The organism is Ruegeria sp. BA12, from assembly GCF_056539625.1.
In genome coordinates this window covers 1-24,506 of record NZ_JBQFVF010000014.1, presented here as the reverse complement: position 1 = coordinate 24,506, position 24,506 = coordinate 1, and the positions used below count along the sequence as shown (strand labels likewise).

General features: G+C 56.9%; 22 protein-coding genes and 1 pseudogene. 7 read left to right on the top strand and 16 right to left on the bottom strand.

Annotated features, from left to right (window positions below; all coding sequences use genetic code 11):
• Window positions 1–46: 46 nt before the first annotated feature.
• Genes ACR0B0_RS19735 through ACR0B0_RS19720 form a run of 4 tightly spaced genes read right to left on the bottom strand, consistent with a single transcriptional unit; the run spans window position 47 to window position 4,827 of the window.
• A complete protein-coding gene (locus ACR0B0_RS19735; RefSeq protein WP_480649247.1) occupies window positions 47–697 on the bottom strand; it encodes a DUF3726 domain-containing protein in 651 nt (216 codons plus the stop codon).
• Complete coding sequence (locus ACR0B0_RS19730; RefSeq protein WP_480649245.1) at window positions 694–2,385, bottom strand: hypothetical protein; 1,692 nt, start codon at window positions 2,383–2,385, stop codon at window positions 694–696. Before ACR0B0_RS19730 ends, ACR0B0_RS19735 begins: the two co-directional genes overlap by 4 nt.
• Window positions 2,378–3,376: a membrane dipeptidase gene (locus ACR0B0_RS19725; protein WP_480649244.1), complete on the bottom strand. Its 999-nt coding sequence runs from the start codon at window positions 3,374–3,376 to the stop codon at window positions 2,378–2,380. Before ACR0B0_RS19725 ends, ACR0B0_RS19730 begins: the two co-directional genes overlap by 8 nt.
• On the bottom strand, window positions 3,376–4,827 hold the full coding sequence (locus tag ACR0B0_RS19720) for an aldehyde dehydrogenase family protein (protein WP_480649242.1): 1,452 nt from the start codon (window positions 4,825–4,827) through the stop codon (window positions 3,376–3,378). The genes ACR0B0_RS19725 and ACR0B0_RS19720 overlap by 1 nt, the downstream gene beginning before the upstream one ends.
• Window positions 4,828–4,934: 107 nt before the next feature.
• Between ACR0B0_RS19720 and ACR0B0_RS19715 the strand changes: the two genes are divergently transcribed.
• On the top strand, window positions 4,935–5,837 hold the full coding sequence (locus ACR0B0_RS19715) for a LysR family transcriptional regulator (RefSeq protein ID WP_480649240.1): 903 nt from the start codon (window positions 4,935–4,937) through the stop codon (window positions 5,835–5,837).
• Window positions 5,838–5,892: 55 nt separating this feature from the next.
• Window positions 5,893–6,030 carry a hypothetical protein gene (locus ACR0B0_RS19710; protein ID WP_170351966.1) on the top strand — a complete coding sequence of 46 codons (138 nt, stop codon included), beginning with the start codon at window positions 5,893–5,895 and terminating at the stop codon, window positions 6,028–6,030.
• A 91-nt stretch (window positions 6,031–6,121) separates the two neighbouring features.
• Here ACR0B0_RS19710 and ACR0B0_RS19705 read toward each other — a convergent pair whose 3' ends face one another.
• From ACR0B0_RS19705 to ACR0B0_RS19665, 9 genes are all read right to left on the bottom strand, one after another.
• A complete protein-coding gene (locus ACR0B0_RS19705; RefSeq protein WP_480649238.1) occupies window positions 6,122–7,114 on the bottom strand; it encodes an MBL fold metallo-hydrolase in 993 nt (330 codons plus the stop codon).
• A gap of 121 nt (window positions 7,115–7,235) precedes the next feature.
• Window positions 7,236–8,189: a LuxR C-terminal-related transcriptional regulator gene (locus ACR0B0_RS19700; RefSeq protein WP_480649236.1), complete on the bottom strand. Its 954-nt coding sequence runs from the start codon at window positions 8,187–8,189 to the stop codon at window positions 7,236–7,238.
• Between the two features lie 136 nt (window positions 8,190–8,325).
• Window positions 8,326–9,819, bottom strand: coding sequence for a mannitol dehydrogenase family protein (locus ACR0B0_RS19695; protein WP_480649234.1), 1,494 nt, complete (start codon window positions 9,817–9,819; stop codon window positions 8,326–8,328).
• Entirely contained in the window at window positions 9,819–10,592 is a 774-nt protein-coding gene (locus ACR0B0_RS19690) for an L-iditol 2-dehydrogenase (RefSeq protein WP_170351962.1), read from the bottom strand. The genes ACR0B0_RS19695 and ACR0B0_RS19690 overlap by 1 nt, the downstream gene beginning before the upstream one ends.
• Window positions 10,589–11,593: an ABC transporter ATP-binding protein gene (locus ACR0B0_RS19685; RefSeq protein ID WP_480649232.1), complete on the bottom strand. Its 1,005-nt coding sequence runs from the start codon at window positions 11,591–11,593 to the stop codon at window positions 10,589–10,591. Before ACR0B0_RS19685 ends, ACR0B0_RS19690 begins: the two co-directional genes overlap by 4 nt.
• A 12-nt stretch (window positions 11,594–11,605) precedes the next feature.
• Complete coding sequence (locus ACR0B0_RS19680) at window positions 11,606–12,436, bottom strand: carbohydrate ABC transporter permease (RefSeq protein WP_170351960.1); 831 nt, start codon at window positions 12,434–12,436, stop codon at window positions 11,606–11,608.
• Window positions 12,437–12,449: 13 nt separating this feature from the next.
• Entirely contained in the window at window positions 12,450–13,316 is an 867-nt protein-coding gene (locus ACR0B0_RS19675) for a carbohydrate ABC transporter permease (protein WP_170351959.1), read from the bottom strand.
• Window positions 13,317–13,422: 106 nt separating this feature from the next.
• Complete coding sequence (locus tag ACR0B0_RS19670; RefSeq protein ID WP_480649230.1) at window positions 13,423–14,727, bottom strand: ABC transporter substrate-binding protein; 1,305 nt, start codon at window positions 14,725–14,727, stop codon at window positions 13,423–13,425.
• A 94-nt stretch (window positions 14,728–14,821) separates the two neighbouring features.
• Entirely contained in the window at window positions 14,822–15,847 is a 1,026-nt protein-coding gene (locus ACR0B0_RS19665) for a LacI family DNA-binding transcriptional regulator (protein WP_170351957.1), read from the bottom strand.
• A 122-nt stretch (window positions 15,848–15,969) separates the two neighbouring features.
• Here ACR0B0_RS19665 and xylB point away from each other — a divergent pair, with 122 nt between their 5' ends.
• Complete coding sequence (gene xylB / locus ACR0B0_RS19660; RefSeq protein WP_480649229.1) at window positions 15,970–17,406, top strand: xylulokinase; 1,437 nt, start codon at window positions 15,970–15,972, stop codon at window positions 17,404–17,406.
• On the opposite strand, the gene ACR0B0_RS19655 is transcribed toward xylB, so the two are convergent.
• On the bottom strand, window positions 17,403–18,998 hold the full coding sequence (locus ACR0B0_RS19655) for a GMC family oxidoreductase (RefSeq protein WP_480649227.1): 1,596 nt from the start codon (window positions 18,996–18,998) through the stop codon (window positions 17,403–17,405). The genes xylB and ACR0B0_RS19655 overlap by 4 nt on opposite strands.
• A 108-nt stretch (window positions 18,999–19,106) precedes the next feature.
• On the opposite strand from ACR0B0_RS19655, the gene ACR0B0_RS19650 reads away from it, so the two are divergent.
• The 4 genes from ACR0B0_RS19650 (at window position 19,107) to ACR0B0_RS19635 (ending at window position 23,228) form a co-directional block, all read left to right on the top strand.
• Entirely contained in the window at window positions 19,107–20,345 is a 1,239-nt protein-coding gene (locus tag ACR0B0_RS19650) for a TRAP transporter substrate-binding protein (RefSeq protein WP_170351954.1), read from the top strand.
• 68 nt (window positions 20,346–20,413) lie between these two features.
• A complete protein-coding gene (locus ACR0B0_RS19645; protein ID WP_170351953.1) occupies window positions 20,414–21,079 on the top strand; it encodes a TRAP transporter small permease in 666 nt (221 codons plus the stop codon).
• Window positions 21,079–22,437: a TRAP transporter large permease gene (locus tag ACR0B0_RS19640; RefSeq protein ID WP_170351952.1), complete on the top strand. Its 1,359-nt coding sequence runs from the start codon at window positions 21,079–21,081 to the stop codon at window positions 22,435–22,437. Before ACR0B0_RS19645 ends, ACR0B0_RS19640 begins: the two co-directional genes overlap by 1 nt.
• An 11-nt stretch (window positions 22,438–22,448) precedes the next feature.
• Entirely contained in the window at window positions 22,449–23,228 is a 780-nt protein-coding gene (locus ACR0B0_RS19635; protein WP_480649225.1) for an IclR family transcriptional regulator, read from the top strand.
• Between the two features lie 88 nt (window positions 23,229–23,316).
• Here ACR0B0_RS19635 and ACR0B0_RS19630 read toward each other — a convergent pair whose 3' ends face one another.
• Entirely contained in the window at window positions 23,317–24,294 is a 978-nt protein-coding gene (locus ACR0B0_RS19630) for an HpcH/HpaI aldolase/citrate lyase family protein (protein WP_170351950.1), read from the bottom strand.
• 18 nt (window positions 24,295–24,312) lie between these two features.
• A pseudogene (glyA, locus tag ACR0B0_RS19625) lies at window positions 24,313–24,506 on the bottom strand (serine hydroxymethyltransferase); the annotation flags it as partial.

The following is a 24,506-nucleotide window of genomic DNA, read 5'->3' as shown; positions in this document are numbered from 1 at the left end:
TTCCCGTTCGTAAGAGTTGTAAGCGCCCCGGTGCAGGAGCCGCATTTCAGTCGTTGTCGCTCAATCCCGCACCGGCGCCGCGCAAACGGCTTTCCTCGGTTGCGGGGGCGAACGTGCGATGGGCAAAGCCGCTGAGCCTGTTCCAGTTTTCCTCTGACACATCGGCGCGCAGCACCGGTTCACGACGCCCGGTCATTTCGGCGGGCGCGGAAAAGACCAGCTTGTTTGCGTGGTGCGCCTCAAGCGCATCGGGCGTTGCTTGTACGCAAACCTGTCGTCCGTCGGTGGCCAAGCGGGCCCCCTGCCATTCGGCAGAAACCGGCACGCCCAGACGCAACGCGGCACCGCCCATGAACGGCACTGCCAACAGGGGCAGGCTGACGTTCTCCATGGTGATCGATCCCCGATTCATCAGCCGCACGGCACAATCGCTCAGCGATGCCCCGGCGATCAGCGGACTCATACGCCGTGTGGGAGCATGCCATACTTCAGCGCTAAGAGAGACGGGCGACACGTCAATCGACGGAATGCGGTCGTTCATCTCCAACAGATCGGCCAACATCCCAGCCCCCGAGAACCCGAAAGCCGACAGCCAGCGCGTGCCTTTGGCCGCCTCTTCGGCCAGCCCCCATGACAGGCCGGCACCGCGCGCGGCGCGTTTGCTCATGGCTTCGATTTCATTCAACGAATGGCTCATGCCACGGCCTCTTCAAGTTCGGGGAATACCCAGAAATCGGCGTTTTCAGAAGTCAATTCGTAGGGCAGGGGAGCATTCCCATACATGCAGATCCGAACCCAGCGGTCCGAGCGAGGATCAAACTTGGTCGCGCCAAAGAAGGACAGCTTGCAGCGCAACATGTCGATGGGAAGTACTCGATCCGAGATCGTATTGTCCCGAATTTCAGCATAGGGTGCGCGACCTACGATCTGGACCCGACGCAGGACGTGGCGGTGTTCAGGGTGGCGCAGAAGGAAATCCGCAACCTGTGCCTCGTCCGACCAATGAGCCAGAGCCTGATACAACAGTGCGGCATCCCGCCCGGGGGCCAGAGGCTGTTCATATTCCTCTATAGGTTCTTCAAAGCGTTCACCTAGGCGCGGTTCCAGCTTTTCCTCGGAAACATACCAAGCGCGAGCCTTGCTGGCCGGAGTGGTCCAATCTGTCTCGATCGCCCAGCCATAAATGTCCTTCAGCAGCGTCCGCAAATCGCCGATCTTCATCGCGCCCGCTATCCGGAAGGTCGCGGTGTTATCTGCCGCCATACTTTCGGCAAACCCGTCTACCAGGTCCCCGTAAGGTTCCAGAATAAGCGAGGCAATCCATTCCTGCCCTTCCAGGGTCAGGTTCGTCTCGGCCCATGTGTAAAGCGTATTCCAGGGATAATCCGCATCAAGATTGGCACTGGCCAGATAGTCGGTAACCTTGGCGACATCCCCACGAAGGGCCGCCAGTTTCTCAATCTGGATCGGGTGTTCCGAATGCCAGGTTTCGACGATCTGCGTGTTGCGCGTCAGCATTTCCCGGAACAGGGTGATTTCAGCCTCGGTTGCCTTTTGAACCGCACGGACGGCCTGAATGGCCCGTTCGCGTGCGGCCATCCAATTGTTGAACAGCACCGGGTGGTTCAGCAGAAACGGCGCCATACCCAGACCTGTCGAGTTGCCGATGCCAATCGAGCGGGCAATCCCTGGGTCCAGCCGCGCCGCGCTGGTTCCGCCTTTTGCCGCGCGCAAGTCTGCCATGTATTGCACCAGATCGGTCACAAACCAGCGCGTCAGATAGACCGACAACATCTCAACCTGGAAAGGCGCACGAAATTCGGGGCGGTCGGCGATCATCTCACGATCCGCGGCACCCAGTTTGCCCGAGCCGTAAACGGCTGTCGTGCGCATCAGGTAACCGACGTCCTCGATTTTCGCGACGGACGGCTGGCGTCCGCCAGCCAGTTCGCTGACGACATGCTCCCACAGGCGCACCGACCGGTTCGCGCGCGAGACCGATAGTTCTGTGCCGGTCACGCGCCCGGCTTCCTGAACCGGGATATTATGCGACAGGCGTTCGATGTCATCCGCAGTCGGCACACCATCGAACAATGTAAATGTGGCGTCCCAGGCTTCGGCAATCACCCGATCAGACCGTTTTTCAGGCGGCAGGTCATGGGCATAGGCGATCAACGAATATGACGCATCAGGCCCGTGCGCTGTATAAACAGCATGGCCGACGCCGTTTTCATCAATCTCGAAAGCAGTCTGCTCGAACCGCCAGTTCTCTCGGGCCAGACGTCGTGTAAGAATGCGCATGAAAGATAGGCGCGACTGGTGCATCGATCCAAGGCGCGCAAGGCGCATCACAAGCTTTGGGTCGCGTTGGGAAACGTCAGTCATTCGGCCATGCCTCCTCAGTTTTCCGCGGCCCGAAGTTGTCATTAAAGAAGCGATACCAGTTGCCTCCCATTATTCCGGCGATTTCGTCGGCGTTCAGGCCGGTCTGGCCCAAGCCATTCCTGATATTTTCAAAGTCACGATTGTCCCGGAACCAATCTGGCATGGGCGGGAAACCGGGGGCTGAGGCAGAGCCCTCACCATAGTCGATCTCTTTGGTCCAGCGTCCGACACGCATCCATTCCACGATGCTGTCGGGTTGATCCTGGCACAGGTCGGTACCGATCCCCAAATGCTGAGCGCCGTATTTGTCCGCAGTCCGCGCGATCATTTCGCAGAAACTCTCAAGCGTGCAGTCGGATTTGTCCTTGAGGTGATGAGGGTAGACCGAAAAGCCCAGCATCCCACCGTTTTCTGTTACGGCCCGAATAACCATGTCCCGCTTGTTGCGAAGGGCAGGCGACCACTCATGCGGATTGGCATGGGTGATGGCGATGGGACGTTCGGAAATCTCAGCCGCCTCGATGGTTGAACGATCTGCCGAATGGCTCATGTCCACCACAAGACCAACGCGGTTCATCTCCTTGATAACCTGCTTGCCCATGCGGGTGATGCCGGTGTCTTCGGCCTCGTAACAGCCCGTCGCCAGCAATGACTGGTTATTATAGGTCAGCTGCATGAACCGCGCGCCCAGATCGTGCAGGATTTCGACCAGACCGATATCGTCCTCGATGGGCGAGGGGTTCTGGAAGCCAAAGAACACCGCCGTCCGCCCCGTTTCTCGGGCCACGTCAATGTCGCTGGCCCAGCGGCCTTTCATGATGAGGTCGGGGTATTTCTCGAACCAACGGTTCCATTTCTCAAAATTCAGAACCGTTTCGCGGAAGTTTTCGTGATAGGCGATGGTGACGTGGATCGCGTCCACGCCCCCTTTGCGCAATTGACGAAATATTTTCTCCGACCAGTTGGCGTATTGCAGGCAATCGATCAGCATCAATCCGGCTTTCCGGCGCTGATATAGGCGGTCTTGACCGTTGTGTAGAACTCAGCCGCGGCTTTGCCTTGTTCGCGCGGGCCGTACGAGCTGTCGCCGCGGCCACCGAACGGCACATGATAATCGGTGCCTGCGGTGGGCAGGTTTACCGTGACAACGCCGGTGCGCGCGTTGCGGCGGAAATGCGTGGCCCGAGCCAGCGATTTGGTCACGACGCCCGAGGTCAGGCCGAAATTAGTGTCATTGACGACGCTCAGCGCTTCATCATAGCTGCCAACCTTGATGACGCTGGTCAGTGGCGCGAACATTTCTTCGCGGTTGATGCGCATATCGTTGCGCGTGTTCAGGAACACGCCGGGCGACATGTAGAAGCCTTCATGCGGCATATCCAAACGTTGCCCGCCACAAGCCAGTTCCGCGCCTTCGGATTTGCCCAGATCGACATAGGCCAAATTTTCAGCCAACTGCTGCTGGCTGACGACCGGACCCATCTGAACCCCTTCCTCCAGCGCGTGGCCGACTTTCATCGCCTGCGCACCCGCAACCAGCTTTTCTACAAACGCGTCGTGAATGCCTGCGTGAACCACGAGGCGGGAGGAGGCGGTGCATTTTTGCCCTGTGCCACCGAACGCCCCGCCAAGGGCCAGCGTTACCGCCAGATCCAGATCGGCGTCGTCCATAACGGCCAGAGCGTTTTTCGACCCCATTTCCATCTGAACCTTGGTCAGGTTCTGGATGGCCGCCGTCGCGATACCCTTGCCGACCGGAACCGAGCCGGTGAAAGAAATCGCGTTGACCTTAGGGCTTTCGACAAGACGCTGACCGATTGATCGGCCCGATCCCATCACAAGACTGAACAGACCCTTAGGGATATCCTGACGATTGATGATCTCGGTTAGGGCCACCGCCGAGGCGGGCGTAATGTTGGCAGGTTTCCACACAACGGCGTTGCCATAACACAATGCCGGAGCAATTTTCCACGAAGCGGTTGCCGTGGGGAAGTTCCACGGGCTGATGATGGCAACAACGCCTACGGCCTCGCGGCGCACATCAACCTCGATGTCGGGACGTACTGAATCAGCGTTCTCACCAATCTGGCGCAGACATTCGGCAGCGTAATAGGTAAAGAATTGACCGGCGCGATAGACTTCGCCCTTGCCTTCGGCCAGCGGTTTGCCCTCTTCGCGGCTGAGCAGGGTGCCCAGTTCCTCGGCACGTGACATCAGTTCATTGCCTATGGCGTCCAGAACCGCCTGTTTGCGCTCAAGCCCATAAGCCGCCCATTCAGCTTGTGCGACACGCGCCTGATCCAGTGTTGTCTCTAGCTGATCGGCGCTGGCCTGAGCAAACATACCAACCAAGTCGCTCAGATCAGATGGGTTGCGGTTTTCGATTTCGCTTTCACCTGCCAGCCACTCGCCAGCGATCAGGTTCTTTTGGATGTCAGCCATAGCTGTGTCGCCTCATTCAGAAAGTATCGATCAGGTATGGACCTCTTTGGGGTAATCAATCAAACTAAAATTATTGAACATTACTTCAGATAAGTTGAAATGATCGGATGACACTCAAAATCGAACTGCTTCGTGGCTTTGTCGCCGTCGCGCGTTGCGGCAACCTGACGGACGCGGCTTTGGTCCTGAAACGAACACCTTCTGCGGTTTCGATGATGATGAAACAGCTGGAAACCCATCTTGGGGAACCGCTGTTCGAAACGGACCGGAAAAACAAGCTCACAGCACTAGGAGAATTTGTTCTCGAACAATCAGAGCAGGAGGTTCAGCATTTCGACAATACTGTACGGGCCATCGAAAATTTCGCTGACGCCAGTTTGGGACATGTTCGAATTGCCACAGTACCGTCAGTGGCCGGCACAATCATTCCGCAGGTTTTTGCCCGTAAAATAGACACATATGACAAAGTCCGGATCGACCTGCGCGATATGGATTCAAAATCGGTTTTGCATGAATTGTCACGCGGTCGAATTGATATCGGTATCGCAACACTGGGCGTCAACGGGTCCAGTCTGCACAGCCAGCTTTTGCTGACCGACCGGTTCGGCGTTCTGGTTGCCCCAGATCATCCGTTGGCCACGGGCACCGGCCCCGTCAACTGGAAAGCGCTGGAAAGTGAACGTCTGATCGCCAATAGCTTATCCGACGGCATTCCGGGTCCAGAATCCGAAAAGATACACGCCAGATCGCGTTTATCGGCCCATAACCTGACCTCCATTCTGGGGATGGTCAGGGCTGGTATTGGCGTGACCATCCTGCCTGAAATGGCCGCAATCTCTTCAGGGCCGAGCGACCTTGTATTCCGTCCACTGGCCGATGAGACCTTAAAGCGCCACATTCATCTGTTGCGCAAAGCGGGATCGGCGCTGTCACCCGCCGCGCGCAAATTGGAGAAGGACATCATTGAAACGGTCGAAGCTCTGACAAAAGAGCATCTTTGTTTTCGATAAGAAAACGCCCCTGGACAACGAAATCGGGTTTTAACCGCGCAACGTGTCGCCCCGGTTGCTCAGAAAAGCGACTCGTGCCGAGGCCGAGGAATTGGCGGTGATGCCAGAATTGGCGGATGGTTGGAAAAGGGCGTTCAAGCGGATGGCAGCGGGTGAATACGACGAAGATGTTCAGCGGCGGCTAAACGGCTGAAGGTGAATTCGCCCTGAGGCTGCGTCAGCTTTACGTGAGTTAGTGGCAGGGCGGCCCGCGCGAAGGTAACCGCCCTACCGGCCTGCCTAGGTCAGGCTGTGTGTGCGTTGTGCCCAAAATACAGGAACTCGCGATCCATTCCGGCCACATCACCCGATTCGAGAGACAGGCTGGCCGAATCCAGCATCTTGTAGCTTTTCTGCGATTTCACCCATTCATCCGCATTCTGAAGCGTGGTCAGCGTATAGCTTGTGGTCTCGCTCAGGTAATGCGTTGGAATGATGATCTTGGGCTTCAGCTGTTCGACGATGTCGTTGCCTTGTTTATAGTCCAGAATGTGCTGCGACCCGTCGACGGGCAATGTCAGAACATCAACCTGGCCAATCGCATCCCAGAATTCCTGTGGCGGATCGTGCCGGTTGTCGCCCCAGATCAGTGTGCGGATGCCGCCGGTTTCAATCAGATAAACCACCATGTCCATGTGGCTGACATTGTCCGGCGGGCAAGCTTGCACTCCGAACTCGCCCAGTGCGTTGGTCCAGTCGTACCAGCCCGGCGCGCGGCACACGTGTTTGTCCGCAAAACCGGTGATTTTGATGTCGGCGAATTCAAAGTTCCCGACCATCCGGTCCAGAACCATGGTCGAAACCGGACGGTGAATGGCGTCATGGTCGAAATGCGTATGCGTGGACATGCAGATATCGACCGGCGTTTCCGGGAATTCATTCTTGAACCACAGCCCCCACGCACCCGAAGGGTCATCGCGCCAGGGGTCGAACAGAACGGTGGCACCACCGGGTGATGTGATCTTGATGGCGCAGTGACCGTAATAGTCGATCCCGACGGTCCCATCCACGGATTGTCCTGTGGTTTTCTGCAATTCGATCACGCCGTTATTGTTGCCGGGTTGTGTCCAGTCGGTGGATTGCGCCTTGGCAGATGTCGTGGTCAGCAGCGAGGCCGCCCCACCAACACCGGCAGCACCCGCCGCCATAAAAAAGGACCGCCGCGACAGGCCCGGCGTCAACTCATCCTTGTCACCACGCAATAGCGTTGGCTTAAGGTCCAGGTCATCTCTTTCCATTTTTGGTATTCCCTGTTGTCTCTCGTTCCGGTCTTTGCCGGAACAGAAACAGGGTACCAAGCCGGTTTATTAAACAGTGCATCGAAAATCTACGGGGGAAACATGGGGGGATTCCCCATGTTCACTGGATCGACAACAGCAGGCTGCGCAGGTTCTTACCGCTGCGTTTCAAACCAAGCTTTGCGCGTATGTTGTTGCGGTGAAACTCGATCGTGCTGGGTTCGCGTGACAGCGTTCTCGCAATATCCTTGGTCGTCTGCCCCCGCATGATCAACTGTGCGATTTCCTGTTCGGTTGGTGTCAGGGATTCAAAGATCGTGGTCAGTTGCCCACTCATCTCAGAGGTGATGGATTTCAAGCTTTCTTCAGCAAGGTCCAGATAAATCCGACCGGCAGGGTCGCTGTCCATTCGGCCACGCAGCTTTGCCAGATGCGGAACGACTAACCCCTTTATCTGACTTAGAATCTTGGCATCATATTCCTGCCGCGAAGTTTCGACACTGCTCAGCAAAACCCGCAACGCGGCATTTGCCTCTTCCAGATCTGCGGTCCGGTTGGCCACGCGCTGTTCCAGTTGATCCAGCGTGGTTTGCAATTCGGCCTCAAGCGCGGTGCGGCGGTCAATCTCAACCAGCAACGAAAGATCGGATTCTATGACCCTCGCGAATTCCTGCAGGCCCTCGCGGAACAGCATTGCGCGTTGGTTACGGCGCGAATCCAAAACGCAAATTGTTCCAAAAATCGTACCGTCGGGCCATTTGAGCGGATAGCCGATATAGAAACTCATCCCGTGTTCTAGGTCGTCATTGTCACACCATTCCGGGTCTTGGGTTGCATTTTCGACCGTCAGTTCGCCATCGCGTTTCAGAACGCCATAGCAATAAAGTTTCTCACTCAGGGTAAAACCGCATCCCACCTCATAGGGGTTGTTGTTACTTCTGCTTGTGACAAAAACAGAATGATGAGGCGCATGTGTCCGCATCACGAGACTTGCAGGGACATCGGCAACCCGGGCAATCAGATCGACGATCCGCTGCCATTTGGCGATGGTTTCCTGCGAAATTGTGGGTTTCAAGCCAACCTCCGAGCGCAACATAGGTTACCCGATGAAACCTATTTGCAGACATTGCCAGTATTTTTGCCCGAATTTGCCCGATATTCAAAATTTATCGCGAGTATTTGACCTCGAAAGCCGAAGGCCAGCCACCGGATTACCCGAGGTATCGCGCAATTGCCGCCCGGCTTCCCCGTTGCCATATGGTCCTGAGCCATTGGGAAAACGCTGTTGCAAAACCTTCTTCCTGGCCGATATCTCCGTAGAATTTGCTTTGTGCGATCCAGATCAAGGGGTCCGATTTCGCGGCTAGAGCAGCGTCATGCAATTCGGTCCAAAAGGGGTCATTTTCCGCGATTTCGCTTCCGTCTTCGCGAAGGCCCGCGCACATCCGGCACCAGAACGCCTCGGCCAGGGCGAGCCCGTCTACTGGCGATCCTGACGCCAGTGCGTCACGCAGCGATGGCAGCAAAAATCCGGGATGGCGGGACGAGCCGTCAAAGGCAACCCGGCGTGTCGTGTCGTGAATGGCAGTATTCGCAAAACGTCTCGCGACCAGTTCAAGATAGTCAGCAGGTGGTGTTCCAGGCACCGGCGCGACATGAGGTAATATACCCTCAGCCTGAACCTTTTTGAAAAAGGCTGTGATATCGTCGTCCTGCATACAGTCGGCAATCGTCGGGACATTCAGTATTTCCCCAACATTCGCAAGCAGTTGATGGCCGCCATTCAGAACACGCAGCTTCATGGCCTCGTACGTATGTACATTGCGGGTCAGTGTCACACCAACCTTTTCAAGCGCGGGACGATCAGCGCAGAAATCATCCTCGATCACCCATTGGCGAAAATTCTCATGCGAAACCGGGGCGCGGTCTTCGATACCCAGGGCGCGGCATTGCGAGATCACCTGATGTGTTGTGGCCGGCACGATGCAATCCACCATCGAATTCGGAAATGCCCCGTTCTGTTCGATCCAGTTGGCCAGATCAGGGTCAGACAACCGCGCCAATCCGACGATACAGTTACGCAGGATCGTTCCGTTGCCTTGCAGATTATCGCAGCTGAGCGCGGTAAAAGGTTTTAAGCCATGCGCTCGACGTTGCCCAAGCGCCGCAACGATGGCGCCGAAAGCTGTACAAGGTTGGTCAGGGTTTTGCGCATCGTGGCGGATATCTTGGTGGGTAGTGTCTAGCGCCCCGGTATTGGCGTCCAGAAAATACCCCCCTTCGGTGATGGTCAGGGACACGATGCGGATCGCTGGATCGGACATTTGTTGGATCAACGGCGCGTTCCCGGGTTCGATCGGCAGATAGTCAATCATCGGGGCAATGATTTCAGCGGACATGCCGGACGGGTCAAGTTCGATCAGCGTTGTCAGACAATCCTGGCTGACCAGCTTTTCCCGCATCCCGGCATCATAGGCCCGAACCCCTGCGCCGATAATCGCCCAGTCCTTTGCCAGGCCCTGCTGCATCAAACGGTGGATGTACCAGGCCTGATGTGCGCGGTGGAAATTGCCAAGACCGATATGCACGATACCCGGTCGCAATTCAGCGTGGCAATACGATGGCCTTCTGACTGCTGCGGGCAAGTCCGTAAGGGCATTACGACCCAGCGGTACCGGAGGTTTTGCGTTCGCCAGAGGATCCATCAGCTCATCCAGTTTCCGCCATCGACATTATAGGTTTGCGCGACGATGTATTTGGCCTCGTCCGAAGCCAGAAAAACGGCCATTCCGGTCAAATCTTCGGCGCGGCCCATACGGCCATAGGGAACAGCCGCCGCCACTTCGCGCTTTTTCTGCCCGGGGGCTTTGCCTTCGTGTTTGGCAAAGAACGCATCAACACCGTCCCAGTGTTCGCCGTCAACAACGCCCGGTGCGATGGCGTTCACGTTAATCCCGTGTTGGATCAGGTTCAGCCCTGCCGATTGCGTCAGCGAGATAATCGCCGCCTTGCTGGCGCAATAGACCGAAACCAGAGGTTCACCACGCCGTCCGGCCTGAGAGGCCATGTTTATGATGCGGCCTTTGACCCCGTGCGCGATCATGTGTCGTGCAACCGCCTGCATGGTGAAAAGGGTTCCGGCGACGTTGATGTCAAAAACGCGGTTGAAATCGGCGCGCTCGATCTCGGTGATCGGGGCGGCAGTGAATATCGCGGCGTTGTTGATCAGAATGTCGATGGGTCCGAAATGCGCGAGTGTTTGCGCGACTGCTTGGTCGATGCTGGACTGGTTGGTTACGTCCATCTCGATGGCTAGCGCAGGATCACCGATTTCGGCTGCGGCCTTTCGCGCACGGGTAATGTCGACATCGGCAATCGCAACACGCGCGCCCTCGGCAACATAGGCTTTGGCAAAGGCTAGGCCGATACCACGCGCGGCCCCCGTAATTAGGGTTGTTTTGCCGGCCAAACGCGTCATTCGATGCGCAATCCCTGTGCGTCAAACCGATGAATGACATCTGCACGTGGGGCCAGATGGACACGATCTCCATGACGGAAGCCGACCTCTCCATCCGCGCGCACGGTGATGGTTTCGGCCAACCCGGTTTCGTGGATATGAAAGAAGGTGTCCGACCCCAGATGTTCGGATACGCCAACGACACCAGACCATGGCCCGTCGCTTTCGGATACCGTGATATGTTCAGGGCGCACACCAATGGTGTGGGCCCCGTGTTTCGCGGCCTCTTCACCCTCGATAAAATTCATTTTGGGCGAGCCGATGAAGCCTGCAACAAACAAATTGCGCGGAGTGCGGTACAGCTCTAGTGGGCTGCCGACCTGTTCGATGACACCGGCCTGAAGCACCACGATCTTATCGGCCATGGTCATCGCCTCGACCTGATCGTGAGTCACGTAGATCATTGTTGTGGCCAGACGTTCGTGCAACTCGCTGATCTCAAGCCGCATGCCCACCCGCAACGCCGCATCGAGATTGGACAGCGGTTCGTCGAACAGAAACGCCGCAGGTTCACGCACAATGGCGCGGCCAATGGCAACGCGCTGACGCTGCCCACCAGACAACTGGCCAGGTCGACGATCCAGATAGTCTGCAAGGTTCAGTACACCTGCAGCGCCTTCGACGCGCTTGTCGATTTCCGCCTGATCCAGTTTGGCCATGCGCAGCGGGAATGCGATATTCTTGCGCACCGTCATATGCGGGTACAGAGCGTAAGATTGGAACACCATCGCCAGGCCACGTTTGGCGGGGGGCACGTCAGTGGCATCTGCCCCGTCAATATCGATAGAGCCCGAGGTGATATCCTCCAACCCCGCGATCAAGCGCAGCAAGGTGGACTTGCCACACCCCGAAGGGCCGACAAAGACCGTGAACTCGCCGTCCTCGATGGTCAGATCCAGAGGCGGAATGACCTGCACGTCGCCGAAGCTTTTGGTCACGGATTTAAGTTGAATACGTCCCATACGTCGTCTTCCTTATTTCACAGCGCCGAAGGTCAGGCCGCGGACAAGTTGTTTCTGGCTGAACCAGCCAAGGATGAGGATTGGTGCGATCGCCATGGTCGAGGCCGCGCTGAGCTTGGCAAAGAACAGGCCCTCGGGGCTGGAGTAGCTGGCAATGAAGGCAGTTAGCGGTGCCGCGTCGACGGCGGTCAGGTTGAGGGTCCAGAACGCTTCGTTCCACGCCAGAATGAAGTTCAGGAGAACTGTCGAGGCGATGCCGGGGATGGCCATGGGCGTCAATACGTAAAGGATTTCTTCTTTCAGTGTCGCCCCGTCCATCCGTGCGGCTTCCAGAATTTCACCGGGGATTTCGCGGAAATATGTGTAGAGCATCCAGACGATGATCGGCAGGTTGATCAGCATCAGCACCACGACCAGTCCACCGCGTGTGTCTAGCAGTCCCAGACGGATGAACAGCAGGTAGATCGGATACAATACGCCAACGGCAGGTAGCATTTTGGTGGAGAGCATCCACAACAGGATGTCCTTTGTGCGCTTGGACGGTACAAAGGCCATCGCCCATGCGGCGGGGACCGCGATGATTACGCCAAGAATGGTCGATCCGCCTGCGATGATGACGGAATTCCACAGGAACCGCATATAGTCTGACCGTTCTTGCACGATGGCATAGTTCTCAAGTGTCCAGTCGAAGTTCAGGAACAGGGGCGGGCTGGCAATCGCCTGTGCCTCGGTCTTGAAACTGGTCAGAATGGTCCAGAGGATCGGGAAAAAGATCAGCAGTCCAACGGCCCAGGCAAGGGCGGTGTTCAGCGATTTGCGGCGGGGTGTGACGGTGCGGGCCATGGGTCTTATCTCCTCACGCGTCCAGGTTTTTGCCAACGATGCGCATCAGGAAGATGGCAACGATATTGGCAAGGATGATGGCGTAGACACCTCCGGCTGATCCAAGGCCAACGTTTTGGCTTTCCAACACGCGCTGGAAGATCAGGTAGGTGAGTGTGCGGGTGCCGAATGCACCGCCGGTGGTCACGAAAATCTCGGCGAAGATCGACAATAGAAAGATCGTCTGGATCAGGATCACAATCGTGATTGCGCGGCTCAGATGCGGCAAGACGATATGGTAAAAGCGCTTCAGAACTGGCGCGCCGTCCATCTCAGCTGCTTCCAGCTGTTCGCTGTCCAGCGACTGGATGGCAGTCAGCAGGATCAGCGTGGCGAAGGGTAGCCACTGCCACGACACGATCATGATGATAGACGTCATCGAGGCCTCGGACAGCCATGAAATCGGCTCGGCCCCAAAAAAGCGCCACAGATGCGCCAGAAGACCGTTCACCGGGTCCATGAACATGTTCTTCCAGACCAGCGCAGAGACCGTAGGCATCACAAAGAAAGGTGCAATCACAAGGATGCGGACAACACCCTGACCCCACATTGGTTGATCCAGCAGAATGGCCAGCAGGATGCCCAAAATCACGGTGATCACCAGTACACCACCAACGATCATCAGTGTCGCCTGCACGGCAGGCCAAAACGAGCTGGAGGACACAAACCGGACGTAGTTGTCAAAGCCGACCCAGCCCAGATCACCACCGCGTAGGGGCAGGTACTTTTTGAAGGAAAAATACAGCGTCATTGTCAGCGGCACGAGCATCCAGCCAAGCAGCAGGACCACGGCGGGTGCCATCATTAGGCGGGCCACTGATCGGGAATGTTGGGTTGCCATGGCGCAAGACCTCTCTGTTCAGGCGCATATCAGCCTGCGAGAAAAACGTGGATTGTGGAAGGGTAGGGCGGGGGGCAGACCTCTGCCCACCCGCAATTAGAAGACGTCAGTAACCTGCGGCTTCCATCTCTTCTGCGGTGAAGGCCTGCGCTTTTTCAAGCGCCTCTTCCACCGATTGCTGTCCGGCGTAGACGGCCGAGAATTCCTGGCTTACTTGCGTAGCAATGCCTGCAAATTCAGGGATCGCAGCAAACTGGATGCCGACATAAGGCACCGGTTTCACCGTCGGATCATTTGGATCAGCCGACAGGATCGAATCCAGTGTCATCTGGGCGAACGGAACCTTCTGATACTCGGGGTTCTCGTACAGTGATGTACGCGCACCCGGCGGGACGTTGGCCCAACCTTCGTTTTCGGCTACCAGCTCAATGTAGTCTTTCGAGGTTGCCCATTCGATGAACTGCTTGGCAGCATCCGCCTGTTCGGTGCCTGCAGGGATGGCCAGCGCCCATGCCCAAAGCCAGTTGGAGCGCTTGTCAACGCCTTCCGAATTCGGAGCCAACGCGAAGCCGACATTGTCGGCCACAGTCGAGTCGTCAGGATTGGTTACAAACGATGCCGCGACAGTGGCGTCGATCCACATGCCGCACTTGCCCTGCTGGAACAGCGACAGGTTTTCGTTGAACCCGTTAGTAGCGTAACCCGCGGGGCCGGATTCACTCATCATGTCGACGAAGAAAGTCAGCGCTTCGTTCCATTCCGGCTGATCAAACTGGGGCTTCCAGTCTTCGTCGAACCAGCGGGCACCAAAGGAATTTCCGGTCACGGTAATGAACGCGCCACCTTCACCCCAACCGGCTTTGCCACGCAGGCAAATACCGTTGATGTCGTTGTCTCGATCCGTCATCGCCGCAGCCGCCTCTCGGATGAACTGCCAGGTCGGCGCATCAGGCATTTCCAGACCGGCTTTCTCCATCAGATCAGTGCGATACATGATCATCGAGCTTTCGCCATAGAACGGAGCCGCGAACAGCGTCCCCTCATGGCTCAACCCGTTGCGCATCGCGGGCAGGATGTCATCCACATCATATTCAGCAGACATTCCTTCCAGCGGCACCAGCCAACCATTGGCGCCCCAGATCGGGGTTTCGTACATACCGATGGTCATGATGTCGAACTGGCCACCTTTGGTGGTGATGTCGGTGGTCACGCGCTGGCGCAACACGTTTTCTTCTAGCGTCACCCATTCGACATCGATGCCGGTCGCCTCGGTGAATTTGTCGGTATAGCCCTGCATCCGGATCATGTCGCCGTTGTTCACGGTCGCTATGGTGATGGATTGCGCGTGGGCCGCTGCCGTGGCGACGAATGTCAACGCCGTCGCCGCACGAAGTGCGTTTTTCAGATACATCCTTGTCCTCCCTGAGCTTGGATGCTGTGCAGGAAGCCTAGTTCATAAATTGTCGCGGCGTCAATAAAAACTTTACGCGCGTTAAATTTAGTGTTCAGGCGGACTCGCGTAAAACAAGTCTTGCGGGAAACAAAGTTTCTGTTCGTTTTTCAAATTTCCCACCGCTTTCAATAAGTTCGAACAGTGTTTCAACACTGCGGGCAGCCACATTGTCATAGTCATGCGCCGCCGTTGTCAGGGACGGACATGTGAATTTTGCGAAGGGATGATCGTCATTTGAGGCTAATCGTAATGTGCAATCTTCCTTGCGCCCAACCCGAATCCCCTGTTCGTAGCAGGCCGCCAGGAATCCGATGGCGAGACGGTCATTGCTGCACAGCACCGAGTCGGTCCGCAGGCTGCGTTCTTCCAGCACTTTTCGCGCACCTTGCCGACCGATCTCTTCAAAGGCCCATCCTGTGCCGTCAATCTTGATGATATGCGGTTCAAACCCCAAACGCTCCATAACGTCGACATAGGCTATGCGCCGCTTGTTGGCATTTGGGTTGGCTGGGGTGCGCATTTCAAAGAACGATGGTGGTTCCCCGGTGCGGGTCATGTATTCCACGGTTTGTGACACAAAGCTGAAATTGTCCGAACCGATGAAAGCAGCCCCCATACCATCAAGGTTACTGTCGAATAGAACCGTTGGAACATCGGCGCAGAATTTTTCAATCGCTGACTGATCCGACGCGCGGCCCAGCGGTGCTAACAGAACACCTGCTGGTTTCAGCGACCGTAAGCTGTCGAGTATCTCATTCTCCAGTTTTTGCTCGCCATGTGAGCTGAACAGAGACGGGCGATACCCCGCCGCGATACAGGATTGCTCCAGATAGCGCGCGATCTCGGCAAAAAAGGGATCAGCCAGATAGGGCACGACGATACCAATATTCTTGGTCAGCTTCCGGTTCTGATTTATGGCGTAAATATTAGGGCGATAGTCAAAACGCTCTAACGCCTCTTCGATGCGCGCCCGCGTTGTGGGCCGCACGCTGTCCGGGTCGTGGAAATATTTCGAAACCGTCGGCCGGGATATCCCGCTGAGGGCCGCGAACTCTTCCATGTTTTTAATCTTGGTCATGCCAATCTACCTGCGGATCTTTGCCGCTTTGATCTTATCATAGCTTTACATATTCTTTGCGCGCGCTAAAAAATCAATAGCCGGACATGTGCCGCGCCTCGGACGCAGGGCAAGGGTTGTAAATGTATCTCGGGATCGACATCGGCACATCAGCGGTCAAGGTTGTCTGCGCCGACACGGCGCGGATAATGGCAACGGCTTCGGTTGAAATGCAAACCTCTTCGCCTCAGCCTGGATGGTCGGAACAGCATCCTGATCTTTGGTGGCGCGCCACCTGCAACGCACTACGCAAGCTGGGGGAACAGATTACTTTGGCGGACGTTCGGGCCGTTGGTCTGTCGGGTCAGATGCACGGAGCCGTACTGCTCGACCAGGACTTGTGCCCAATCCGTCCGGCCATTTTGTGGAATGACAGCCGTTCGGCGCAGGAATGCGGTGAACTTCGCGATGCGCTACCACAGATCGGCCAGATCGCGGGTGTTCTGCCGCTGCCAGGTTTTACCGCACCTAAGATTACATGGCTGAAGCGGCATGAGCCTGAAAACTATGACCGCATCGCTCATATCCTGTTGCCGAAGGATTATATAGGGCTGCGCCTGCACGGGGTCCTCGCGACGGATCCCTGTGATGCGGCGGGCACCCTTTGGCTGGATCAAACCGCGCGGCAGTGGCACAGCGGGATCGCCGAGGCGACCCATGTTGCGACCCACTGGCTGCCGCAAATTTCCGATGGGCACGAAGTTGTGGGCACAATTTCGGCAGATGCGGCCAACCAGACCGGACTGAAGCCCGGCGTACCTGTTGTAGCAGGAGGTGGGGATGCGGCCACCGGCGCAGTGTCGCTGGGAGCAACCGAACCGGGGCGAGGGTTTATTTCGCTGGGCACTTCCGGTCAGCTATTCGTTGCGGATCGCGTATATAAGCCAAACCCGAAACGATATGTGCATGCGTTTGCGCATACACTCCCTGATCGCTGGTTCCAGATGGCGGCAATGCTAAACGGCGCCAGGCCAATCGCGTGGATCGGCGGGCAGCTTGGATTGTCCGCGACGGAAGTCATCGCAATGGCCGAAACAGCCCCGCAAAACCGTGTGCCGATTTTCCTGCCTTATCTGACAGGCGAACGCAGCCCTCACGGCGACCCGCATATACGCGCCTGTTTCTTTGGACTGGAAGACGCGACAACGCGTGCAGAAATTTGTCGCTCGGTGGTCGAGGCCATCGCGTTTTGTTTCGCCGACGCCGCCCAGAGTTTTGGCGACTCGATAGACGGCCTGTCGGATTTGGCCGCTATCGGCGGCGGCAGCCGGTCCGACCTGCTGCTTGGGTTGATTGCAACGGTGACAGGCAAACCCATCCTTCGATCCGAAGGGGCGGATTCCGGCCCAGCCTATGGCGCGGCTCGATTGGCGGCTTGCGGTGACAAAGCGCTGACTATTGAGGACCTTGCCATCCAGCCCGCAGGATCTGTCAGGTTCGATCCTGAGGAAATGGGCGCATTGTCGGACCGGCTTGGCCGGTTTCGCGCGCTTTACAAAGCAGTTCGTGCTGCCGTCTAGGCATCCGCTGCCAACAAATCGCTGGCCTTTTCTCCAATCATGATCGCAGGAGCGTTCGTATTACCGCTGACGATCTCGGGCATAATCGAACAATCCGCCACCCGCAGATTGGCAATTCCGTGGACTCTTAGCTTTGCGTCGACAACCGATGCCTCAGAGTTGCCCATCGCGCAGGTGCCGGTCGGGTGATAGATCGAGGTCGAATTTGACCGGGCCCAATCCAGCGTGCCTTCGTAATCGTCACAGCTCAGATCCGCCGAGGGCCTGAATTCCTCGGAAATCTTCGAATGCAACGGGTTCTGCTTAGCAATCCCGCGGGCGATGTTCACGCCGTCGACGATGGTTCGACAATCCGTTTCGGTCGACAGGTAATTCGGGATTATTTTGACGTACTTTGAAGGGTCTGGCCCGTTCAGGCGCAGCTCACCCCGGCTTTCCGGCCGCAGCTGACAGACGGACATGGTAAAGGCCGAAAACGGATGCACACCCTCGCCGGGGCTGTCGGCGGACCATGGTTGGACGTGGAACTGAATGTCCGGAGTTTCAACGTCGGGGCGGGTCTTCATGAACCCCGTCGCCAGGCTGGCAGCCATGGTCATCGGGCCAGCACGGAACAAAGCGTATTTCAGGGCAATACGCGCCTGATTGAACAGGCTGCGGACCTCATCATTCAACGTGGGTTCATTGCATTTGAACACCAGTCTTGCCTGCAAATGGTCCTGCAATCCCTTGCCGACACCGGGAAGGGCGTGCAGCGGTTCGATGCCGTTTTCCTTCAGGTGGTCCGGGTCGCCGATCCCCGACAGCATCAAGATTTGGGGCGAGTTAATCGCACCACCGGACAGGATGATTTCGCGACGAACTTTCAGGATTTGCTCGGTGCCCGAACGATCCCGATAGACCAATCCGGTTGCCTTTTTGCCCTCTAACGTGATCCGTGTCACCAGGGCCTTCGTAATGATGTTTAGGTTCTGTCGGTCGCGGATGGGTTTGAGATACGCCACGGCAGCGCTACAGCGGCGGCCATTGCGCGTGGTTAGCTGGAAATACCCCACACCCTCTTGCTCAGCCCCATTGTAGTCTGGATTAAACGGATACCCTGCGGCCTGCGCGGCTGCGACCCAGGCGTCACAGATTGGCCGTTGGATGCGCATGTTTGACACCGACAATGGCCCGCCGACGCCGTGGAATTCATCCTCGCCACGCTCCTGATCCTCGCAACGTTTGAACAGGGGCAGTACGTCGTCCCACCCCCAACCTTCGTTGCCCATCTGACGCCAGCGGTCGTAATCCTCTTTCTGGCCGCGCACGTACAGCAACCCATTCAGCGACGAAGACCCGCCCAGCACCTTGCCACGCGGCCAGTCGATAGAGCGCCCATTCAGCCCTGGATCAGGTTCAGTACGATAACACCAATCGACCAAGGGGTTATGCATGGTTTTGAAATATCCCACCGGGATGTGAATCCATGGATTGGTGTCGCGACCGCCGGCCTCGAGCAAAGCAACGGTCACGTTGGGGTCGGCGCTCAGGCGATTGGCGATAACACAGCCCGAAGACCCGGCCCCGACAACTGCATAGTCTACTTCCATGATCACCTCCCTGAAACTGGTTTCAAAAAGTTCTAGCCAAACGATGAGAAATATACTAGCCTTTTTTGATACAAAACGTCTCATTATTTGCGATCAGGGAGGTAAGCAATGGAGATCGGACGGAAACTAAGTGGTATTTCACGGCGGGATTTTTTCCGCGTGGCAGGCCGTTACGGTATGAGCTCAACTCTGCTGGCTGCGGGTGGGTTCGGTGGGGCGATGAGCCTGGCGAATCTGGCGCAGGCTGCCGAATCAACCTACGAAAAGCGCTTTTCGAAAGAGCCAAAACACACGTTGAAATTCGGCGCATCGGGCTTTAATACCCGCAACCTGCTGATCGAGCGTGCGGGTGCAATCGAATTTGCGCGTGACCTGGAAGAGCGCACCGATGGCGAGATTCGCATCGAGTTCATCGGCGACAACCAGATCTGTGGTCAGCTGAGCTGTGTAGAGAAAACCCAGCAGGGCATTGTCGATATCTATGCTGCCTCGACCCAGAACTCGGCCGGTGGTGCGCCGTATCTGAACGTGCTGGATTATGCCTATATGTTCCCCAGCCGCGCGGCGCAGTACCACTTCTTCTACAGCCCGGCGAGCCAGCGCATCCTGCGCGATCCGCTGGAAAAACGGCACGGTCTGAAATTCCTGTTCACCCATTGTGAACTGCGCGGTCTGCAAATGGGCGCGAACTTTGCCGACAAGCCAACCGTCACAAAGCTGGAAGAACTATTTGGCACCAAGAACCGTGTGACGGGTACGCAACTTGGCCGTATCGCCATGCAACTGCTGAACCTGAATCCGGTACCTGTCGCGTGGGAGGAAACGCTGGACGCGCTGAAAACCGGCCTGATCGACGGCGCCGAAACTTGGGCATCGGCTGTGGCCTACGCCAACATGGCGCCTGTGGTGTCACAATCGGTGAACCTGAAATTCTTCTGCGGTACCGAGCATACGTCCATGTCTTCGAAGGTCTTCGACAGTCTGGGCGGTGAGTTGCAGGATGCGGTGATGGAGTCTTCATACTTCACGCAGGCGCTGATCCAAGGTGCGAACGAAGCCGCGCTGTTGAACACCGTGGGTTTCTCGGAACCGCAATTGCCGCATACGATCTTCGCCGAAAACGGCGTACGCCCGGCCTTCCTGGCGGACGACCAAATTAAACTGGCCGAAGAAATGTGTGCCCCCAATTACAACCCCGAGCCTTGGGCACAATGGCGCGAGCGCATTAACAAATGGGCCGGTGGTATCGACACATATCAGGAGATCTACGACATCGCGCGTGAGATTCCCGCTGATACAATTGCGGAAAACGTCGAGCCACGCCGTTGGTGGAGAGGCGAAGCCTAACCTAAGCTTAATACGAACCGGCCCGGGTGGGCCGGTTCCACTAAACACCGACTGGGAGGACGGGGTTCATGTCATTTTGGGCAGATGTCGGCGCGATATTCAGTGCTTTACTCACCTTCGATTCATTCGAGATTCAATCCGCGCTGGAATCCGACGCAACATGGGTCGTAGGCGCAATCGTCTCGGCCCTGGGTGGGCTCCTCATCATGTGGATTTACCAAAAAGTGCCGTTTGTCGAACGCCACTTTGAACGTGCCGTGATGGTTTATTCCTACCTTGCGATTGCCTTCATCATCTTTTGGGGCGTGATTGACCGGTTCGTGTTCAACGATCAGGAGCCTTGGTCAACAACGATCCCGCCACTGCTGTTCATGGTGATGGCGTGGTTCGGCGCGTCTTATAACGTGCGGCTACGCACGCATCTAAGCTTTAGCGAATTTCGCACCTCTATGCCGCGCGGCGGGCAACTGGCTTGCCTGTTCCTAGATGCTGTCCTTTGGTTCATCTTCGCAGTGATCGTCATTGTGACCACCACTCGGTTGGTGGCGCTGTCGGCATCGAACTTTCAGATCGTTCTGGGTACTGACAACATCATGCAGTGGTGGTTCCTGTTGGCCGCGCCGCTGTCGTTCTTTTTGATGGTTGGGCGGGTGTTTCAGAACCTCGCCGACGATCTGCACAACTGGAAAACAGGTGAGCCGCTTATCAAGCAGGCCGTGATTGGAGCAGACTGATGACAGACGGAACCATGGTCACACTGATCTCGCTTGGGGTCACCTTTCTGTTCATGCTGGGCGTGCCAGTGCTTCTGGTCATTGGCTATTGGGTTATTGGCTGTTCGTTTGTGCTGGGCCTGACGCTGGACAATATGGGGGCCGAGCTGCTGAATGTGTTCAACAAAGGCTTCGCCCTGCTGGCGATGCCGCTGTTTATCCTGACTGGCGACCTGATCAACAAATCCGGCATCGCGCGGCGGCTTAGTGATTTTGCATATGCCTGTCTGGGCTGGATACGCGGCGGGCTGGCAATGGCATCGCTGGGGGCTTGCGGGCTTTTCGCAGCGATCTCGGGGTCAAACTCGGCAACAACCGCGACCATCGGGTCGATGCTGCACCCTGAGATGGTCAAGGGCGGTTATGATGAACGCTTCAGCGCCGCAACAGCAGCGGCGGGTGGTACAGTTGGGATCATCATCCCACCGTCGATCATCTTCATCGTTTACGGGTTCCTGATGAACCTCCCGATTTCCGAGCTGTTTGTGGCGGGTATCCTGCCCGGCGCGTTGATGGTGTTTGGCATGCAATTTGCCTGCTGGATAATCTGCCGGATCAACGGCTGGGGATATTTGATCCCGTTGCAACTAAACCGGGTGCTGAAAACCGCGTTTGGTGCGTGGCTGGGCTTTTTCGCCATCGGATTGGTGTTGTGGGGCATCTACACGGGCAAGTTTTCACCAACCGAGGCGGCCGGTGTGACCGTAGGCTTCTGCGTCATCGCAGGGCTGGTCAGCTATCCGATCAACCGTGTCATGGGCGCACGCAATGACATTCCGCCGACCGAAAAAAGCTATGCTGAGATGTTCGTGGTCGAAGGCTTCACGATCCCCGAGATCCCCTCGATCGTGATCCGCTCGGCCCAGATCACTGGCATCCTTGCACCGCTGATCGCAATTTCGGTTGTGATGCAGCAAATCTTGTCGCTGCTCGGCGCGCAAGAGACCATCGGGAACTTTGTGACCTCGATGGGTGGTTATCATGCGGTGCTGTTCACCTCGATGGTGATCGTCTTCTTCTCGGGCATGGTACTGGAAAGCCTTCCGGTCACGATCATTCTCGCCCCGATCTTGGCGCCGATTGCCGCCTCGGTTGGCATTGATCCGATCCATTTCTCGGTGATTTTCCTTGTGGGTGCTTCTATCGGGTTCATCACGCCACCTTACGGGCTGAACCTGTATGTGGCGTCGGGTGTGACGGGCGTGCCTTATTTCCGGCTGCTGCGGTATACGGTGCCTTATCTGGTGGCTCTGTTGTCGGTCTGGATTTTGGTGTCGCTGGTGCCCGATCTGGCCTTGATCCTGCTGCCAAATAACTAGAATGTTGCGGGATGGCCGAGACGGAAACACAAGAAAAAGAAACTCAGATCCCAACGAACCTGCGCCTGTTGCTGATCCTTGAAGAGGTGGCTCGGCGCGGGGTAGCTGTTAAACCGTCAGACCTGATCGATGCATTGGGTCTGGCAAAACCCACCGTCCACCGCCTGCTGCAAACGGCCGAGGCCGAGGGGTTTCTGCAACGCGATCTCGACGGCCGGTCTTATGGCCCTGGCCGTCGTTTACGACTGCTTTCTGTCAACACCATGTCTGCCGAACATTTGCGGACTGCACGCCTGGCCATATTGCGCAGCGTGGCCGAGGAGGTAGGAGAGACATGCAACCTCGCCATTCCCGACCGCGAGGGGATGATCTATCTGGACCGGGTCGAAACCAAATGGCCCCTGCGCATTCAGTTGCCCGTGGGCACGCAGGTTCCGTTTCACTGCACGGCCAGTGGAAAAATGTACCTGTCCACGCTGCGTCAGAAAACGCTGGACGGGTTTCTTTCGGCCGGAAAATTGCAGCCGCAGACCGAGCGTTCGCTGACGGACCCCAAGGCAGTAAAGGCTGAAGTCCAACGCATTTCCGACAATCAGTATTCTACCGATGATGAGGAATTCATGACCGGAATGTCCGCACTTGCGGTGCCTGTTCAGGACGGGCAGGGCAGGTTGGTAGGGACGCTATCGGTTCACGCCCCGACCCAACGCCATGATGTCGGCAGCCTGATGTCGTTTCTGGAAACACTGCGGCAGGGCGCGGACAAACTTTCAAGTCTTCTCGCTAAGTGACCAGAAAAACGCAGCGCCAAACTGTACCAGTGGCCGATCCACAAAACCGTTTGGCGCTGTCCTATTTAGGTAGCCTAAGCCCTTCGGATCAAGCCGCTGCGATCTGGCCTGCTTTTTCGACCAGCACTTCGGCCTGACGGATTGAGGCATAGTCGATCAGACGGCCATCCAGAGACACAGCGCCTTTGCCCGCCGATTCAGCCTCGGCCATGGCGACAAGAATGCGCTGTGCCTTGGTGACTTCGGCCTCGGATGGCGACATGACCTCATTGGCCAGGGCAATTTGGCTGGGGTGGATGGCCCATTTGCCTTCACATCCCAGAACCGCCGCGCGTTTGGCAGCCGCTCGATAGCCGTCGGGATCCTGAAAGTCGCCAAATGGCCCATCGATTGGACGCAGTCCGTTGGCGCGTGCCGCAACCACCATGCGCGCCAGCGCATAGTGCCACATGTCACCCCAATGGGTCAGACGGTCACCATCGGCATCTGCGTCGGTCAACACGGAATAATCGGGGTTCACGCCGCCGATGATCGTGGTTCGTGCGCGGGTCGAGGCCGCATAGTCAGCCACTCCGAAATGCAGGCTTTCATTGCGTTTGGAAGCTGCCGCAATCTCGCTGACATTCTGCATCCCAAGCGCGGTTTCAATGATGTGTTCGAACCCGATCCGTTTCTTGTAGCCTTTGGCGTCCTCAATCTGCGTTACCAGCATATCGACAGCATAGACGTCTGCAGCGGTGCCAACCTTGGGGATCATGATCAGGTCCAGCCGTTCGCCAGCCTGTTCGACCACATCCACCACATCGCGATACATATAATGCGTATCCAACCCGTTGATCCGCACCGACATGGTTTTGTTGCCCCAGTCGATATCGTTCAGCGCCTCGATGATGTTCTTGCGGGCCTGTTCCTTTTCATCAGGCGCGACCGCGTCTTCCAGATCGAGGAAGATCACATCTACATCTGATTGTGCGGCCTTTTCGAACATTCCGGGTTGGCTGCCCGGAACGGCCAGTTCGCTGCGGTTCAGGCGAGCAGGGGCTTGGTCGATGTTATGAAAGCTCATGGGTAAGGGTCCTTCGTCTTACAGGTTCGGATAGAGAGGGAAGCGCGCGCAGAGGTCTGCGACCTCGGCTTTGACCTTGGCTTCGACGGCGCTGTTGCCGTCTTCGCCATTGGCGGCCAGCCCGTCGACCACTTCGATGATCCAGTCGGCGATCTGGCGGAATTCGACCTCGCCAAAGCCGCGGGTGGTGCCGGCGGGCGAGCCCAGGCGGA